This is a genomic window from Bacillus sp. LQ16 (genome assembly GCF_057784645.1).
The window spans coordinates 3,670,935-3,689,297 of the sequence record NZ_CM173491.1 but is presented as its reverse complement, the minus strand read 5'-3'; the positions used below and the strand labels follow the sequence as shown (position 1 = coordinate 3,689,297).

The window sequence follows — 18,363 nt, the reverse complement described above, 5'->3', positions numbered from 1 at the left end:
ACCATTTTTGAGGTGAGTCTAAGCGCATTAAAATGGACTATAGAGTGTGTATAGTTAAGGGTGAAAGGAGATTACCGATGAACGAGCAACAACGATTAGCAAGTCAACAAGCAAATTCCTCTACGAAAAAAGAAGAGAAAGATTATAGTAAATACTTTGAAAGTGTATATCAACCACCTTCCTTAAAGGATGCGAAAAAGCGAGGGAAAGAAGAAGTTAAAATTGAACGGGATTTTGGCTTACCTGAAGAGTTTCGTAATTTTGGTACAGGAAGAAAGTTCTATATTCGTACATATGGTTGTCAAATGAATGAGCATGATACGGAAGTAATGGCAGGTATTTTCACAACGCTTGGATATGAACCAACTTTTTCAACTGAGGATGCAGATGTAGTTTTATTAAATACTTGTGCGATTCGTGAAAATGCTGAAAATAAAGTGTTTGGTGAACTAGGCCATTTAAAGTCACTCAAACGAAGAAATCCGGACCTTTTAATTGGTGTATGTGGTTGTATGTCTCAAGAAGAATCTGTTGTAAATAAAATTATGCAAAAAAATCAGCATGTAGATATGGTGTTTGGAACGCATAATATTCATAGATTACCGTACATTCTAAAAGATGCGATGTTCTCGAAGGAAACGGTAGTTGAAGTTTGGTCAAAAGAAGGGGATGTAATTGAAAACCTTCCGAAAGTACGCCGTGGTGATATTAAAGCTTGGGTAAATATTATGTATGGCTGTGATAAGTTCTGTACGTATTGTATTGTACCGTATACACGCGGAAAAGAGCGAAGTAGACGTCCAGAAGATATTATCCAAGAGATTCGTCACTTAGCTGCGAATGGTTATAAAGAAATTACATTACTTGGACAGAACGTAAATGCATATGGTAAAGACTTTGAAGATGTAAAATACGGTCTTGGTGATTTAATGGACGAACTTCGTAAAGTTGATATAGCCCGTATTCGTTTTACAACGAGCCATCCACGTGATTTCGATGATCACTTAATTGAAGTACTTGGCAAAGGTGGCAACCTAGTAGAACATATCCATTTACCAGTTCAATCTGGAAGTACAGAGATGTTGAAAATTATGGCGCGTAAATATTCGCGTGAGCATTATTTAGAACTTGTAAGAAAAATTAAAGAAGCAATTCCAGATGCAGTATTAACAACAGATATTATCGTTGGTTTCCCAAATGAAACAGATGAGCAATTTGAAGAAACGATGTCGTTATATCGTGAAGTAGGGTTTGATACTGCCTTTACATTTATTTATTCTCCTCGCGAAGGTACACCAGCTGCAAAAATGAAAGATAATGTACCGATGGAAGTAAAGAAAGAACGTCTTCAACGCTTAAATACACTAGTAAATACGTTGGCAATTGAAAAGAATAGTCGTTATAAAGGTCAAATTGTAGAAGTGTTAGTTGATGGGGAAAGTAAAAATAATCCGGAAGTACTTGCAGGTTATACTCGTACGAATAAACTTGTAAACTTCGTCGCTTCAAAATCTTTAATTGGTCAGCTTGTGAAAGTAAAAGTAACGGAAGCAAAAACTTGGTCTCTTAACGGGGAATTAGTTGAAGAGCCGATTGAGGTGAAATAATAGATGAAAGTATATTCGAAAGATGACATTGTTGAACAAGCGAAAGAATTAGCAAAAATGATTTCTGAAACAGAAGAAGTTGATTTTTTTAAGAAAGCAGAGGCGCAAATTCATAAAAATGAAAATGTAAAACGCGCAATCGATGAAATTAAAGCACTGCAAAAACAAGCAGTAAACTTGCAACATTACGGGAAATGGGAAGCTTTAAAAAAGGTAGAAGCTGAAATTGATGCATTGCAAGATAAGTTAGACAGTATTCCAGTTGTACAAGAATTTAAATCTTCACAAACATATGTAAATGACTTATTACAGTTAGTTGCTAGTACAATTTCTAACAACGTAACAGATGAAATATTAATTTCAACTGGTGGCGATGTACTAAAGGGTGAAACTGGCGCAGCGGTAGAAAGTAAAAAAGGAAATTGTGGTTGTTAAAGAGATGTCATATTGACATCTCTTTTTTTTTAGTTGATTAAACGTAAGTTCTTCTCAAAAAAAGAATGACACATTCCGCTATTGTCACGCATATGATTAAGTGAATAGTGATTGAGGAGGGTTACGAATGTCCGAATTTAGAGAGATTATTACAAAAGCAGTGGTTGGAAAAGGACGTAAGTATACAAAGTCAACGCATACATGTGAATCGAATAATGAACCAACAAGTATTTTAGGGTGCTGGGTAATTAACCACTCGTACGAAGCAAGAAAGAATGGGAAGCATGTGGAAATTGAAGGTTTCTATGATGTGAACACTTGGTATTCATTTGATGGAAATACAAAGACTGAAGTTGTAACAGAACGCGTGAACTACACGGACGAAGTAAGCATTGGTTATCGTGATAAAAACTTTTCTGGTGACGATTTAGAAATTATTGCTCGTGTTATTCAGCCACCAAATTGTTTAGAAGCGCTTGTATCACCAAACGGTAATAAAATTGTTGTAACTGTAGAACGTGAATTTGTAACAGAAGTAGTTGGAGAAACGAAAATTTGTGTAAGTGTAAATCCTGAAGGCTGCGTAGAATCAGATGATGATTTCCAAATTGCTGATGATGAATTTGAAGAATTAGATCCGAACTTTATCGTTGATGCAGAAGAAGAGTAATAGAAAGCTAGGGAGAAGTTCTTCCTAGCTTTTTACTTTACATAAGTGGCGCTGAATGAACATGATTCTTTATGAAATATGTTATAATGAAGATAGACTCCTGAAATAGGAGATATGGATGTCCGTGAAATGTGACATATATGAAAATTGATTACTATGTAAGAATTATGGAGGAAAAGTATGACGCAATATACCCCTATGATACAGCAATATTTAAAGGTTAAGGCAGACTATCAAGATGCCTTTTTATTTTTCCGATTAGGCGATTTTTATGAAATGTTCTTTGAAGATGCCGTTAAAGCAGCTCATGAGCTTGAGATTACATTAACGAGCCGAGATGGTGGCAGTAGTGATCGTATACCGATGTGCGGTGTACCCCATCATGCAGCTAAAAACTATATTGAACAACTTGTTGAAAAAGGATATAAAGTTGCTGTTTGTGAGCAAGTGGAAGATCCAAAAACAGCTAAAGGTGTAGTGCGCCGTGAAGTAGTACAACTAATTACGCCAGGAACGATGATGGAAGGGCGTACAATTGATGAGAAAGAAAACAACTTCTTAGCCGCATTAACATATTTTGAAGATGGATCATATGCTTTAGCTTGTAATGATTTAACGACTGGACAAAATACAGTAACGTTATTGACTGGTTCAGTAGAAGATATTTTATTGGAAGTGTATGCAACTGGTTCGAAAGAAATTGTTGTAGATTCTTCATTTTCTAAAGATGAATTAAATAAATTAACTGAAACGTTAAAAATGACAATTTCATATGAAGATGCAACGGCAATTCCTGAAGGATTAGAACATCTTGTGAAAAATGTTTCGCAAGCAAAGTTAATTAAAGCAATTGGACGCTTATTTAACTATGTGATAAGAACACAAAAACGTTCATTAGATCATTTACAACCTGTAGAAATTTATTATACGAATCAATTTATGAAAATTGATGTGCATTCAAAGCGAAATTTAGAGCTGACGGAAACACTTCGAACGAAAGAAAAAACAGGATCATTATTATGGCTATTGGATAAAACAAAAACAGCTATGGGTGGTCGTATGTTAAAACAGTGGATGGAACGTCCACTTATTCAGAAAGAAAAAGTTGAAGAGCGTTTAGAAATGGTTGAAACATTTGTAAATGATTACTTCTTACGTGAAGATTTAAAAGAAAAATTAAAAGAAGTATATGATTTAGAACGTTTAGCAGGAAAAGTTGCATTTGGTAATGTCAATGCAAGGGACTTATTACAGTTAAGACGATCTTTACTTCAAGTGCCAGCTATTTTAGAAGCGATTAGTTTGTTAGATAATGCTTATGCAGCAAGGTTAATTCAAGGAGCGGATCCATGTGAGAGCTTAACTGAATTACTAGGAAGAAGTATTCAAGAAAACCCACCGCTTTCTATTAAAGATGGAGATATTATTAAAGACGGTTATAATGACAAGCTTGATCAATATCGTTACGTTAGTAAAAACGGAAAAACGTGGATCGCTGAGCTTGAAAAACGAGAGCGTGATATTACAGGAGTTAAATCGTTAAAAATCGGGTACAACCGTATTTTCGGCTACTACATTGAAGTGACGAAGGCGAATCTTGCAGCACTTCCAGAAGGCCGCTACGAACGAAAACAAACGCTTGCTAATGCTGAACGTTTCATTACAGATGAACTGAAAGAAAAAGAAACGTTAATTTTAGAAGCAGAAGAAAAAATTGTACAACTAGAATACGATTTATTTACAGCGCTTCGTGAAGAAGTAAAAGTATTTATTCCGAAATTACAACATTTAGCAAAAGTAATTAGTGAATTAGACGTACTGCAAAGTTTTGCGACAGTTAGTGAAGAAGAACAGTTTGTAAAACCTGTACTAACAACGAAGCGTGAAATCTTTATTAAAGATGGTCGTCATCCTGTCGTTGAAAAAGTATTGAACGGGAAATTGTATGTACCGAATGACTGTATTATGCCAGAGAAGATGGATGTCTTTTTAATTACAGGACCGAACATGTCTGGTAAAAGTACGTATATGAGACAGTTAGCACTTGTAACGGTTATGTCACAAATTGGTTGTTTCGTACCAGCAACAGAAGCAGTATTACCTGTATTTGATCAAATCTTTACGAGAATTGGTGCAGCGGATGATTTAATATCAGGTCAAAGTACATTTATGGTCGAAATGTTAGAAGCGAAAAATGCAATTGCAAACGCATCAGAAAGAAGTTTAATTTTATTCGATGAAATTGGACGAGGTACATCTACGTATGATGGCATGGCACTTGCACAAGCGATTATTGAACATATTCATGACCAAATTGGTGCAAAAACGTTATTCTCTACGCATTATCACGAATTGACTGTGTTAGAAGAGAGTTTAGATCAACTGAAAAATGTACACGTTTCAGCAATTGAAGAGAATGGAAAAGTAGTATTCCTTCATAAAATTCAAGATGGAGCAGCTGATAAAAGTTACGGAATTCACGTTGCGCAACTTGCAGAGCTTCCAGATAGCTTAATCGCCCGCGCGAAAGAAGTGTTAGCACAACTAGAAGGACAGGAAGAAATTATTATTCCAAAGCGTGTAGAAGTAAAGGTACAAGAAGTTGTTCCAGAACCTGTAGTTGTAAAAGAAGAACCGGCAGAAATACAAGAAAAGAAAGAAGAGACTGAAGAAGAGTCACAACTATCTTTCTTTGGAGGAGACCAATCTTCAAAAAAACAAGACAAGCCTGTGCTTGATCAAAAAGAAAGCGCAGTACTTGCGCAAATTAAAAAAATTGATTTACTTGATATGACACCTTTAGAAGCGATGAACGAATTGTATCGCTTACAGAAAAAGTTAAAGAAAGGATGAGTAAGTAGATGGGGAAAATTCGCAAACTCGATGACCAACTCTCTAACTTAATTGCGGCAGGGGAAGTAGTAGAGCGCCCTGCTTCAGTCGTAAAAGAACTTGTGGAAAATTCTATCGATGCGAATAGTACATCTATTGAAATCCACTTAGAAGAAGCTGGGTTATCGAAAATTCGTATCATTGATAACGGTGATGGTATTGCAGAAGAAGACTGTATCGTCGCTTTTGAACGCCATGCGACGAGTAAAATTAAAGATGAAAACGATCTGTTTCGCATAAGAACACTCGGTTTCCGCGGTGAGGCATTGCCGAGTATTGCCTCTGTTAGTGAATTAGAATTAATTACTAGCACAGGTGATGCGCCTGGTACACACCTCATAATTAAAGGTGGAGACATTATAAAACAAGAGAAAACTGCGAGCCGAAAAGGAACAGATATTACAGTACAAAACTTATTCTTTAATACACCAGCGCGTCTTAAATATATGAAAACCATTCATACGGAGCTCGGGAATATTACAGATATCGTGTATCGTATTGCAATGTCACATCCAGAAGTATCGTTAAAACTGTTTCATAATGAAAAGAAATTGCTTCATACATCAGGTAACGGTGATGTAAGGCAAGTACTTGCATCGATTTACAGTATTCAAGTTGCGAAGAAGCTTGTTCCAATTGAAGCTGAATCTTTAGACTTTACAATTAAAGGCTATGTAACATTACCAGAAGTAACGAGAGCATCTCGAAATTATATGTCAACGATCGTAAATGGTCGTTACGTTCGAAACTTTGTACTAATGAAAGCAATTCAGCAAGGATACCATACATTACTGCCAGTCGGCCGGTATCCAATTGGCTTCTTATCTATTGAAATGGATCCAATGCTAGTTGACGTTAACGTACATCCAGCGAAGTTAGAGGTTCGTTTTAGTAAAGAACAAGAATTGCTAAAGCTGATCGAAGAAACATTGCAAGCTGCATTTAAAAAAATACAGCTCATTCCAGATGCAGGCGTAACAACGAAGAAAAAAGAAAAAGACGAAAGTGTGCAAGAACAGTTCCAGTTTGAGCATGCAAAGCCGAAAGAACCATCTATGCCGGACATTGTTTTACCAACTGGCATGGATGCAAAACAAGAAGAACCGCAGGCTGTGAAACAGCCACCACAACTGTGGCAACCGCCGAAACAAGAATGGCAACCACCACAGTCGCTCATAAGAGAAGAGCGAAGTTGGCAACCATCCACTAAACCGATAATCGAAGAACCAATTCAAGAAGAGAAATCGTGGGACAGTAATGAAGAGGACTTTGAACTAGAGGAATTAGAAGAAGAAGTTCGGGAAATAAAAGAGATTGAAATGAACGGGAATGACTTACCACCACTTTATCCAATTGGACAAATGCATGGAACATATATTTTCGCTCAAAATGATAAAGGCTTATATATGATTGACCAGCATGCCGCGCAGGAACGTATTAATTATGAATACTTCCGTGATAAAGTAGGAAGGGTAGCGCAAGAAGTACAAGAGTTACTTGTACCGTACCGTATTGATCTATCTCTTACTGAATTTTTACGTGTCGAAGAACAGTTAGAAGAACTAAAAAAAGTCGGGCTATTTTTAGAACAATTCGGCCATCAATCCTTTATCGTCCGCTCGCATCCAACATGGTTCCCGAAAGGACAAGAAACAGAAATTATCGATGAAATGATGGAGCAAGTTGTTAAACTAAAAAAAGTTGATATTAAAAAGTTACGTGAAGAAGCAGCCATCATGATGAGCTGTAAAGCGTCCATTAAAGCGAATCAATATTTAACGAACGATCAAATATTTGCCTTACTGGAAGAATTACGTACAACAACAAACCCATACACATGCCCACACGGAAGACCGATTCTTGTGCATCATTCTACTTATGAGTTGGAAAAGATGTTTAAGAGGGTTATGTAGAGTGAATAAAATTACTTTTCAAAAGGGAGCAACATTTACTGTTGCTCCCTTTTAATATGTAGATTTAATTGTTAAACGAAAATAAGGTGGAGTAATTTTGCAGTTTATTTCTTGGTTGCGTTAGCTTAAATTTATCTATGTATAAAAAAGCGCTGTATACAGCACTTTTTAAAAGGTGCATGAATTGTATAATAAAGATTTCTACATTACTAACCAAATAACTATGCATGGCCAAATGTTGCTTCTTATTTGGCTAATTGTTATAAGGATCTATACAATTATTTATTTTTATTATTATTGATTTTTTCAGTGTATAGAACTTGCTCTTTATAGTGCTTCTTAATTGGAAAGTTATGTGTACCTGTCCCGTTCTTGAATTTTTTGTCAATGGGGTTCTTTAGAGGAACTGTTGTAGTTTCAGTAAATTCATATGGGTAATTTATTTTAGATTTATCTTCAAACATGAAAATGCCTCCTTTTAGGATCTCCTAAATTCTTTACTATAACATGATATGCATATAGATATTTTTTGGACTAGTTATTTATATAGGTTAATGGAATTTAATTACATAACTACTGAAACATTTTAAAGGAAAACAATTTGAGAAAGAAATGGTATGAATAGCTGTTGGCTCCTATTGTTGTTTTTTTGTTTGACAGCACAGTGAATTATGTATATAAATTCAATATAGATTGTTTTTATAATATGGTTTATATGGGGTTTTCCTGATAATATAATGTGGAATATTATAGTGTTATTAGGTTATTAGGAACATTTAATGCTGTTTCATAACTGAAAGGGAATTGAAAAAAAACTGAAACTTTTCTCATAAAAATTCAATCTAACTTGAAAAATGAAAGGAAAATGAAATTTTCCAAAAGATATTCTTTGTTAAGATAAAAAGCATACATACAAAAAGTATTGACATATCTTAAAAATGTATTTTCAAGATATAGTGGGGGAAAAGATGAGATTAGAAAAACAATTAATAAAAAAGATGTATTATGAAACATTCCTAATGGAGAATGAAACAAAACCAACTCTTGACGTACTTGGACAAGCTTATGTAAACGAAGAAAAAAATGAGATTTCTGATGGGTCTTATATTCGTTTTGCACAAGGTGAATTTTATTATCGTCATCAAGATTTTGAAGCAGCTATTTTTAAATGGGAGAAGGTTAGTAATGAATTAGCACCATGGGCACAAAAAAATATTGCGGATGCTTATTTCGAACTTAATCAGTTATCATTTGCTGAAAATATTTATACTTCTATTACCACTGATAATAAAATATTGATGACCGAAATTAGACTACAATTACTTTCTCTTTATATTGAGCAAAATAATTTTGACTCAGCTTTCGGTGTTATTAAAGAAGCAGTTTCTTTAAATCCTGATTATCCGAATGTCACAAAAATTGCCCGTTCCTTTTATGAGGAACAGCAAGATTTTGATAGTGCAGTAGAGCTTGCTGTGAATGAGTTAATTCGCATAGAATCGTATCCTTGGTTTGAGGTGTTAAAAGGATATATCGATAAAGGGTTTACTAAACATATTTCACCAGACTATTTTTATGATGCATTAGCTACATTAAATAATGTAGATCAAGTCCAATTTACGCAAATGGTTTCATCACTCTGGAACAGTTATAAAAATGAAAAAAATTACTTATTGTGGCTTAACACAATAAATGAATTTTTCTTACATATTGAAATACATTCGTCCGATATATGGAACAAAGTTTCTGCTCTTTACGAAGAAACGTACTTTGCATTAATTCAAGGTCAATATACGCTTAGACAATTAAACGATATCATACCAAATCTGTTAGCAAATTGGTTAAAGGTAGTCAATCCATCTTATGCTGTATTTCCATCTGCAGCTGTATTGGCATGGGATGAGATTTTCCCTTCCAAAATAGATTCAGCAAATATAGAACATGCGGAAAACTTACTGTCACATTCTATTAATCATGTAAATGGCTTAGAGTACAGCTTACACCTTTTTGAATCTATTACACAATGGGCACAAAAGCACAATATAGAAATAGGTCACCGGTTTAAATGGCTAGTTGACGAGCTCGCAGATTTAAGAACAAATCGTATTTTAGTAACGGGAACTTCAGGAAACGGAAAAACTACATTTATTAACTCTATATTAGGAGAAAATATATTAGAAAAATCAATTTCAAATGTAGTAGTTTTAAAAAATGATGCTCATATAGAAATAAACGCTATAACAGACTCAGCAATTACAACAACGGAAGATGTCTCTGATTACCATAATATGATGTCTCAGCACCATCAAACATATAGAGATAGAGCGTGTGTTGAATTTAAATTACCATGCAGATTTTTAAATGAAAATAAACTTACATTTGTAGTGACACCTGGCTTTAATAGGAATAACGACACTAGAGATGAGATATTCGAATATTTAAATTCTGTAGACGAATTACTATTCGTATTGAATGCGGATTCACCTTTTACTGATAAGGAACGTGACATTCTATTAAGTATTCAAGAACATACGCCAAATTTACAAATTCATTTCTTATTAAATAAAATCGATAACATTTACAGTGAAGCAGAAGTGAAAAGGGTATTACATGATACGGCAACGAGAATAAACACATATTTCCCGCATGCGAGAATTTTCCCTTATTCTTCGTTATATACAAGTAGTCAACAATTAAATGATTTAACTGAGTTTATTCATTTTAACTTTAATCATAAACATATAGATGCAGAACGTACTGAAAAGTTATTATATTTCATTCGAAAAACAATTACATATCTTTTGGATAAACGTGTTGAGAAAGAAAACAATCTAGTGGATGCTATTAATTGGAATGAAGAGATGCTAGTGAAACTAAACGGTAGCATTAATAACCTTACTGCATTTGAGCGGGAAAAAATTCATCTCATTACACAATCATATCGTTCAATGAAAACTGAAATTACAAATGATCTTACTGAAAATATTCCGAAGATATTAAAGAGCTGTTCTAATTTAATTAGTGAAGAAAGTGATTTCGGGCACATGGATACGGAACTAAATAAAGCAATGAATGAAAGAGTGCATAAATATTTAGAACAAACTGTATTACCTAATCTTGCTCTTTCTATGCAAAATTGGATTGCAACTTCTAATAATGAGCTTCTTCAAAGTCAAACGTATTTAGAAGAACTTAGTGAAGGGCTTAATTCACTATTTGGAGAAAATAGAATACAGTTAGAATGTGACTTTAAAGTGCTTGATGACTGGCGCAGAGATACTGACAGGATGACGACTAGAATACAAATGGATGAAGTAAATATTTTACGTCGATTTACGCCAGCACAATTTTTACTGAAAAGTGCCGGTAAATTATTTGGAGTTCTTCCTAAAAATAAATCTATGCTATATAACAAATACAAACAGTATGTAGAAAATGAAGATTATACTGAGGTAACGGCTTCTATTATGAAGAAATTTTTCTTGCAATTTGAGCTGTTTGAAAACACACAAGAGCGAGATATTAATATATTCTTTAGGAATCCATTTAACTCCTTAAAGCAAGCTGTAGAAAACACGCATATAGAAATACAAGAAAAACAAGAGATATTACATAAGATGAAATCAAATCCTGAAATCTATCATGATTCTATCATGCTCTTTGAATTGAGATTGCGTCAATGTGAAGTAATTTTAAATATTGGTAATGATAATACCTATACGGATGTAGCTTTAGAAACAAGCGTAGAATAAAAGAAAAAGGGAGCAACTGTAATAAGTTGCTCCTTTTTCATATAGATTATTTTTCTGTTTCTTTAATTTTAGTTTGTACTTCGCCAGTTTTAATTTTATTACTTTCTGAGAAACGTAATAAATCGCCTTCAATAATTTTGTCAGACATTCGTAATTCATTTTGTGCACGTTTAATGAGGGTTTGAGCTTCTTTTTTTGGTAAATCTACAATTTCACCTGTTATACGGTCGTAGAAAGTGTTGTTTTTGTATGCATACTTATCTGTAACGAAGCTACCATCACGTAAAACAACAAAGCCAGTATATTCATCTGAAAACATATCATGGCCAAAACGGATATCATTCGTAGAATCAACACCTAATAAATTTAGAATAGTAGGTTTCATATCGATTTGTCCCGTAGGCTTTGAAATAGTTTGACCTTCTGTTTGTCCAGGAATATGAATATATAAAGGCGTACGTTGTAAATTTAAAGTATCAAATTCTGTTATTTGATCTTTTTCTAAAAACTGTGCCATTGCACGATTATGTTTTTCGGAAATACCATAATGATCACCGTATAACACAATAATAGAATCATCGTAAAGCCCCTCGGCCTTTAGACGTTCAATAAATTTTTTAATTGATTCGTCTAAGTAACGTGCTGTTACGAAGTAACGATCAAATACGCCATTACCAGAGTTGTATGGTTCAATGAATTTTGTATCTTCATCATACGTAAATGGATAATGGTTTGTTAAAGTGAGGAAACGAGCATAGAATGGTTGATTAACAGTTTTTAATATATCTACTGATTGATCAAAGTATTCGATATCTTTTAATCCCCAATTTAAATTTGTTTCTGGTGTAATTTTGTAATCAAGCTCATTATAGTAACGATCATAACCAAGAGCAGAGTACATGATATTACGATTCCAAAATGTTGCGTTATTCGCATGGAATACAGAAGTGAAATAACCTTGCTGACGTAAAATTTCTGGAGTCGCAGTATAATCATTGTTACCGTGTGTGAAGAATACAGCCCCTCGATTTAATGGATACAACGACGTATCGATTAGAAATTCAGAATCGGATGTTTTCCCTTGACCAGTTTGATGGAAAAAGTTATCAAAGTAATAACTTTCATTTATGAATTCATTTAGGAATGGTGTAACTTCTTGCCCATTGACTGATGCTCCTATTAAGAAGGTTTGCAAGGATTCAAGAGTGACTACAATTACGTTTTTTCCTTTCGCTACACCAAACATATTAGGGTTTGGCTCGCTTTGGTTTGCTTTTACGTAGTTTTCAGTTTCTTGTAATTTACTACTATCAGCAAGCGCTTTTTGTGAACCGGCTTTTACTTGCAGTGTTAAGTCATATACTTGGTGAGTATATAAGCCTAAATTTTTGACAAGCATTACTCGGTCGAATGATCTCGTTAATAATTCAGGGCGCTCTTTTTCTGCAAGATGTAGATTCGCAAAGAATACACCAATTGTTAAAAGAAAGTATAACAAGCGTGTAGAATGAGTTACACGTTCGGTTTTAAAGACCAATGATTTCTTTTTTAATAAAATAAAGAAGAAAACAATGTCTACGAATGCGAGTATAATTTTGTAGTTTAATATTTCTATAATACTGCCGCCTAATTGTCCAAAGTTTGAGGTTTGTCCAAGTACTGGTAATGTAACGAAATCACTATAAAAATCATAGAACATTACATTTCCAACGAGTACGATTGTTAATAAGAAATTAATACATAGCGCTATATAATTTCGCTTTTCACCAGTTGAAAATAATGCTAATCCAACAAATGCTAATGATGCGGCTAGAGGACTAATAAACAAAATAAGCTCTTGCGTTGAAGACTCGATTTTTAAATCAAAACTGAATCGCGTAATAAGATATGTTTTTAACCATACTGCTAAAGCCATTATTATAACAAAGCTTATATTTTGCATTTGTAAATTTATTTTATTCTTCATTTTTACACCTTCTTTATACAATTTATTTAACTGAAGTTATATATTATGTTTTTATAACTATTAGAGTGTGATGAACCATTTAGACTCTGTTTTCTAAAGGGAATAATTTGAAGTATTCATATACATACAATGGGGATTTTTAAAGCGTAGTAGCATAAATATAACTCTTTTTGAGAAACGGGCAGAACCAGTCATAGTTGTAGTGAAATTGACTTATAGACATCCTACCATATTAAACACTATGATGATGTTACAAAATATCGAACAAATGAAAGTGAAAATGGATAGAGACTTTTAAAACTGTTGACATTCAATTTATTAGAATTGAATACCAACAGTTTTAAATATGTAGTTATATTACATATGTATCTTGTAAAATTCCGATTTTTTGTCGGTTAATCATTAGCCGGGAAGGATAGGAGGGCTTATTAATATATTTTTACTATATAAGTAAAGTGTTTTGAAATTAGGAATATTTGACTAGAATCTTAATGATAGAAATTAAATGTCAGATAAGTACTTTCCAACATACAGACCACTTGCAGCTGCTTGAGATAATGAATGCGTAACGCCTGAACAATCTCCAATTAAAAATAGCCCATGTATACTAGTTTCAAAATGATTATTAATTTTTATCGTAGGAGCATAGAACTTTCCATCAATTCCATATAGTAAAGTATGCTGATCGATAGGCTCTTGTATAAATTGTTCTAAGCGTAATAAAAATTCTTTTAGCCCTTCAATATATAATTGAGGAATTTCTTGATTCAAATCTCCATAGTCCCCCTGTAGTGTAGGCTGTATACGATTATGTTCCATGCTGTTTTCCGCCGTAGGTTGTTTCTTTAGTAAGTCCTCTAAGCGCTGTATAACAATCCGATCTCGTCCTTGGTTAATGCCTTTAATAATTGAACTTGCGTATACATTTGCTTCTTTGAGAGTTGGAAAATAGCGAGGAATAAATAAAGTGAAATTTAAATTAGAAGTGCCAGTTCCTTGCTCTCGAAAATTTTGACCGTCAGGCATAACTAAACCTTCTTCGTACTTTCGAATGATGCGTCCTTTTGGATTCATACAGTAAGTAGTTGCTGTGAAATGCTCACCTTGATAAGAAAGTTTTGTTTCAAAAGTATCTTTTAATATAGAACGTAATTGATGTTCTTTCATTTCTACTCTAATTCCTAAATCTACACGTGTTTGCTCCTGAGAAATATTTAGAGAACTGCACATATCTTTTAACCAGTCAGCCCCTGAACGCCCAGTTGCAAATACTAGTTGCTTAGTTTGAGCTGTTCCTTGATTTGTCTCTATTGTAAAATGATCTTCCTGTTTCAGAATATGTTGTACATCTATATGAAATTGGATCTTTATTTTCGTCAGTAAAAATTCATAGAGCTGCTGAAAAATGTTACTGGAAAGTGTAGTACCAAGATGTCTTACTTCTGTTGTTAGCATTTGTAAACCACACGCTTCAGCTCTCTTAGTGAGACTTGAATTTTCAGTAGAATATTTTGAGACAGAACTTCCACCAAACTGACATAGAATTTCATCTACTTCAGCCATGAGTTGTATAAAGCCCTCTTTACCGACTTTTTGCTCAAGTTCTCCGCCAAATCCGTTTGTATAATTAAATTTCCCTTCAGATTTTCCTAAACCACCAAACCCAAAATATTTATCACATGTAGTACAATTACACACTTTTCCTTCGTCTAAAGGACAATGGCGATCTTCTAGCGCTTTACCTTTATCAAGAATTAAAACTTTTTTGTTACTTTTAGCTAGTGAATAAGCCATAAAAATGCTACTTACTCCAGCGCCGATAATTGTAACATCATACATATTCTTTCACCTGCTAACGAATAGTTTGTTTTTTATTTTTCTAGTGTATAACAATTTTATGAAGGTAAGAAATAGCTTTTATTAATAAAGTGGGAGTTTTTGAACTTGATGCTCTATTAATTTCTCCGAGTGGTGGAGTAAATACAAAAATTTTTATTTGAAAGAAGAAATAGTTTAAAAAATCACTATGTCATATGATTAATAACATCTTACATATAAAAAAACAGACCTTTTAAGTGAAGAGGCCTGTTAATGATTTTAAATCTTATTTAGCAAACACATGGTTACCAATTACTGCTACTGTTTGACGTGTCGTAATCCACTTGTCCGTTGATGTTTTTGGATTGTAGAAATAAATCCAGTCTGAATCTACTCCATTTGTGGAGATAGCCTCTTCTACAGCCATTTTTGCTTCTGCACTTGCAGGTTGATTAATTCTTCCATCTGTAACAGGAGTAAATGCATATCCGTATTTAATAGGTTCATAAATAACGCCTGTTATTGTATTTGGAAAACCTTTTGCATTTACACGATTTAGTATAACTTTGGCTACTGCTACTTTTCCTTTATAGGATTCGCCACCTGCTTCAGCGGTAACTAAGCGTGCCATTAAGTCTTTTTCTTTTTGTGAAATACTTGAGTTGATTTTTAAATGTTGTCCTGTATAAAGCTTGTTTCCGACTGTATTGTTCATTTGTTTTATAGATTGGACAGTGACATTGTAACGCTTTGCTATCGTTTCTAATGAATCTCCCGGTTGTACTTGATAAATAATTTGTTCAGAAATGTTCGCAGGCTTGGCGTTTTGAGGAACAGTGATTTCATTTGATTTCACGGACCCTGGAATATGTAACTGTTCGCCAATAAAGGTTTTATCGTTTCCTTTATTATTAGCCTGTTTAATGGATTGTATTGAAACTCCGTATTGTTTACTAATGCCCCAAAGTGTATCGTTCTTTTTTACTGTATGAATGGTAGAAGCTTCAGCTGTACTTTGACTACATACGAATGTAATTGCGGCCGCAGATAAAGGAATTATATGTTTTATTTTTAGTAATTTCATTGTAAATCCTCCTAAGAAAAAATTAAGGTGAAACAATTAAGTAATGTAGTTTGAAATGTGTATATGCGTAATATATTAATGTAAGTATATTAGCACATATAAAATAAATAATCACTATAAGTTTCATATTCGTTTAGTGTAGAGTCAGAATATGAAATATTGCATATGAAAATACATTGAAGTTCATATTTCTGATTACTATAATCTATTTAGTAGAAAGGGAATACGTTATAGAATTAATCATTATAGATTAATATAATGATTAATAATTATTAATAGGAGGATTGATGTAATGAAAATATTTCAAAAAATGTGTGCGTCAACTGTAATCATTACAACACTTTTAGGAACAGGAGGCACTATCAATAGTGTATATGCTGATTCTATAGAACAGCAGAGTAAATTAGGGATAGAACAAGAAACAGATAAGCAAATCATTGTAAAATTTAAAGCGGATTTGGATTTGCCATATGAAGATGGTATTGAAAAACAAATACAATCTCAAACGAATGATAAAGTAATAAAAGATCTTTTGACAGAATATCCAGATGTAACATTTACTCGTTTATTCACATCTGTAAGCCCGGAACAAATACAAAACCTTGAAGTGAAAGCACCTAATCATGTATCTACAAGTCTATTAAACTACTATATTCTTCAAAATCAAAATAGTGGGTATGAAGAAGAAATAGTAGATAAGTTAAAGGCATCTTCTTTAATAGAAGATGCGTATATGAAGAAACAAGAGAAAATAATGCCACCTGAAGTGCAATCATCAAGTGTAGCTCTTAATCCTAATAACAATCCTAGATTTAAAAAACAAGGTTATCTTGAAGCAGCCCCATACGGTATTAATGCGCCTTTCGCCTGGGGAATTCAAGGCGGTAATGGAAATGGTATTACTTTTGTTGATATGGAATACGGATGGCTATTAAATCATGAGGATTTATTACATCAAAATATTGAATTAATGTCTGGAAGAAATATAAATCAGCATGTCGGTCATGGGACGTCTGTACTAGGAATTGTATCCTCTGAGGACAATGAAGTCGGGAATATTGGGATTGCGCCAAAAGCGAAAGCAAAGGTTATCTCTCAAATAAGAGATAACGGACAGTATAATACGGCTGATGCAATATTAAGCGCTGTAAATCAGTTAGAAGCTGGGGATGTTTTATTATTAGAGGCGCAAGCATCCTTTGATGGATATGGTGATAAATATTTACCTGTTGAAGTACAACCAGATATTTTTGATGCAATTCGTGCTGGTACAGATAAGGGAATTGTAATTATAGAGGCTGGAGCAAATGGGTGGAATGATTTAGATCAGTTCAAAGATAGAAAAGGTAAGCAAGTCTTAAATCGTAATAGTAAAGATTTTAAAGATTCGGGTGCAATTATGGTAGGAGCTGGCTCTTCATCTTTCCCTCATGAACGTATGTGGTTTTCGAATTATGGAAGCCGTATTGATGTGTACGGATGGGGAGAAAATGTAGATACAACTACAGCCGAGCAAAGTAGAAGTGCTGTAAATCTTTATACTTCAAGCTTTAGCGGAACATCTAGTGCCTCGCCAATTATTGCTGGGGCAGCGACTTTAGTACAAAGCATTGCTAAAGAAAATTTAGGACAACCATATAGACCAAGTGAACTAAGAGCAATATTAAGCAACCAGAGCACAGGAACAAAATCTAAAGATCCATATGCAGATAAAATTGGTGTTTTACCAGATTTGAAGTCTATACTAGTAAACTTAGGTTATGAACAAAGAAAACCAAACGGTGGGAATGAGTTACAAGTAACAGAAAATGAACCAAACAATGAGCCTAGGCAGGCAAATAAAGTTAACTTTCATACACCGGTGAAAGGAACGCTACATAATAGTGATAGAGTAGATGTATTTACTTTCCAAATTGACTCACCGGAAAATATTAATATTTCTCTACTAAATGAACAAAATATCGGAATGACATGGGTACTTCATCATGAATCAGATTTAAATAACTATGTAGCATATGGTGAAAATGAAGGAAATGTAGTTAAAGGAACTTATAATGCAAAGCCAGGGAAATATTATTTATACGTCTATAAATATGAGAATAAAGATGGTTCATATGTATTGAACATAAAATAAGCAAAAGGAACTTCAGATGAAGTTCCTTTAAATTTTTCTAATTTAGTATATGTGAATGATTTTTTAACTTTACTTCTATGCAATATTTCATA

At 33.6% G+C, this 18,363-nt stretch carries 11 protein-coding genes; 7 read left to right on the top strand and 4 right to left on the bottom strand.

From position 1 onward, the window contains the following. Positions 1 to 77 precede the first annotated feature (77 nt). The 5 genes from miaB (at position 78) to mutL (ending at position 7,517) form a co-directional block, all read left to right on the top strand. A complete protein-coding gene (gene miaB / locus AC3EMB_RS18430) occupies positions 78 to 1,607 on the top strand; it encodes a tRNA (N6-isopentenyl adenosine(37)-C2)-methylthiotransferase MiaB (protein ID WP_078400453.1) in 1,530 nt (509 codons plus the stop codon). Positions 1,608 to 1,610: 3 nt separating this feature from the next. Further along, positions 1,611 to 2,042: a YlbF/YmcA family competence regulator gene (locus AC3EMB_RS18425; protein WP_000870460.1), complete on the top strand. Its 432-nt coding sequence runs from the start codon at positions 1,611 to 1,613 to the stop codon at positions 2,040 to 2,042. A 127-nt stretch (positions 2,043 to 2,169) separates the two neighbouring features. After that, positions 2,170 to 2,712: an outer spore coat protein CotE gene (gene cotE / locus AC3EMB_RS18420; RefSeq protein ID WP_001288799.1), complete on the top strand. Its 543-nt coding sequence runs from the start codon at positions 2,170 to 2,172 to the stop codon at positions 2,710 to 2,712. 180 nt (positions 2,713 to 2,892) lie between these two features. Then, positions 2,893 to 5,565, top strand: a complete 2,673-nt coding sequence (gene mutS / locus AC3EMB_RS18415) for a DNA mismatch repair protein MutS (RefSeq protein WP_078400452.1) — start codon at positions 2,893 to 2,895, stop codon at positions 5,563 to 5,565. Between the two features lie 8 nt (positions 5,566 to 5,573). Next, positions 5,574 to 7,517 (top strand): DNA mismatch repair endonuclease MutL, encoded by a 1,944-nt coding sequence (gene mutL, locus AC3EMB_RS18410; RefSeq protein ID WP_069356114.1) that lies wholly within the window; start codon positions 5,574 to 5,576, stop codon positions 7,515 to 7,517. Between the two features lie 278 nt (positions 7,518 to 7,795). On the opposite strand, the gene AC3EMB_RS18405 is transcribed toward mutL, so the two are convergent. Continuing rightward, positions 7,796 to 7,981 (bottom strand): hypothetical protein, encoded by a 186-nt coding sequence (locus AC3EMB_RS18405; protein WP_000461138.1) that lies wholly within the window; start codon positions 7,979 to 7,981, stop codon positions 7,796 to 7,798. A gap of 504 nt (positions 7,982 to 8,485) precedes the next feature. On the opposite strand from AC3EMB_RS18405, the gene AC3EMB_RS18400 reads away from it, so the two are divergent. Then, positions 8,486 to 11,269 carry a dynamin family protein gene (locus AC3EMB_RS18400; RefSeq protein WP_197242673.1) on the top strand — a complete coding sequence of 928 codons (2,784 nt, stop codon included), beginning with the start codon at positions 8,486 to 8,488 and terminating at the stop codon, positions 11,267 to 11,269. Positions 11,270 to 11,315: 46 nt separating this feature from the next. On the opposite strand, the gene AC3EMB_RS18395 is transcribed toward AC3EMB_RS18400, so the two are convergent. The 3 genes from AC3EMB_RS18395 to AC3EMB_RS18385 all read right to left on the bottom strand — a co-directional run bounded on the left by AC3EMB_RS18395 (position 11,316) and on the right by AC3EMB_RS18385 (position 16,137). Continuing rightward, positions 11,316 to 13,235 carry an LTA synthase family protein gene (locus AC3EMB_RS18395; protein ID WP_053563770.1) on the bottom strand — a complete coding sequence of 640 codons (1,920 nt, stop codon included), beginning with the start codon at positions 13,233 to 13,235 and terminating at the stop codon, positions 11,316 to 11,318. 501 nt (positions 13,236 to 13,736) lie between these two features. Beyond that, positions 13,737 to 15,074 carry an NAD(P)/FAD-dependent oxidoreductase gene (locus AC3EMB_RS18390; protein WP_029443099.1) on the bottom strand — a complete coding sequence of 446 codons (1,338 nt, stop codon included), beginning with the start codon at positions 15,072 to 15,074 and terminating at the stop codon, positions 13,737 to 13,739. A 265-nt stretch (positions 15,075 to 15,339) separates the two neighbouring features. Further along, entirely contained in the window at positions 15,340 to 16,137 is a 798-nt protein-coding gene (locus tag AC3EMB_RS18385; protein WP_000771005.1) for a cell wall hydrolase, read from the bottom strand. A gap of 292 nt (positions 16,138 to 16,429) precedes the next feature. Between AC3EMB_RS18385 and AC3EMB_RS18380 the strand changes: the two genes are divergently transcribed. Beyond that, positions 16,430 to 18,271, top strand: coding sequence for a S8 family peptidase (locus AC3EMB_RS18380; protein WP_069356110.1), 1,842 nt, complete (start codon positions 16,430 to 16,432; stop codon positions 18,269 to 18,271). Positions 18,272 to 18,363: the final 92 nt, after the last annotated feature.

What these genes read in the sequence shown, in the direction of transcription:
- cotE (WP_001288799.1), top strand. Translation starts at nt 2,170, where the DNA reads ATGTCCGAATTTAGAGAGATTATTACAAAAGCAGTGGTTGGAAAAGGA.
- AC3EMB_RS18390 (WP_029443099.1), bottom strand. Translation starts at nt 15,074, where the DNA reads ATGTATGATGTTACAATTATCGGCGCTGGAGTAAGTAGCATTTTTATG.
- mutS (WP_078400452.1), top strand. Translation starts at nt 2,893, where the DNA reads ATGACGCAATATACCCCTATGATACAGCAATATTTAAAGGTTAAGGCA.
- mutL (WP_069356114.1), top strand. Translation starts at nt 5,574, where the DNA reads ATGGGGAAAATTCGCAAACTCGATGACCAACTCTCTAACTTAATTGCG.
- AC3EMB_RS18405 (WP_000461138.1), bottom strand. Translation starts at nt 7,981, where the DNA reads ATGTTTGAAGATAAATCTAAAATAAATTACCCATATGAATTTACTGAA.
- AC3EMB_RS18425 (WP_000870460.1), top strand. Translation starts at nt 1,611, where the DNA reads ATGAAAGTATATTCGAAAGATGACATTGTTGAACAAGCGAAAGAATTA.
- AC3EMB_RS18380 (WP_069356110.1), top strand. Translation starts at nt 16,430, where the DNA reads ATGAAAATATTTCAAAAAATGTGTGCGTCAACTGTAATCATTACAACA.
- AC3EMB_RS18395 (WP_053563770.1), bottom strand. Translation starts at nt 13,235, where the DNA reads ATGAAGAATAAAATAAATTTACAAATGCAAAATATAAGCTTTGTTATA.
- AC3EMB_RS18385 (WP_000771005.1), bottom strand. Translation starts at nt 16,137, where the DNA reads ATGAAATTACTAAAAATAAAACATATAATTCCTTTATCTGCGGCCGCA.
- miaB (WP_078400453.1), top strand. Translation starts at nt 78, where the DNA reads ATGAACGAGCAACAACGATTAGCAAGTCAACAAGCAAATTCCTCTACG.
- AC3EMB_RS18400 (WP_197242673.1), top strand. Translation starts at nt 8,486, where the DNA reads ATGAGATTAGAAAAACAATTAATAAAAAAGATGTATTATGAAACATTC.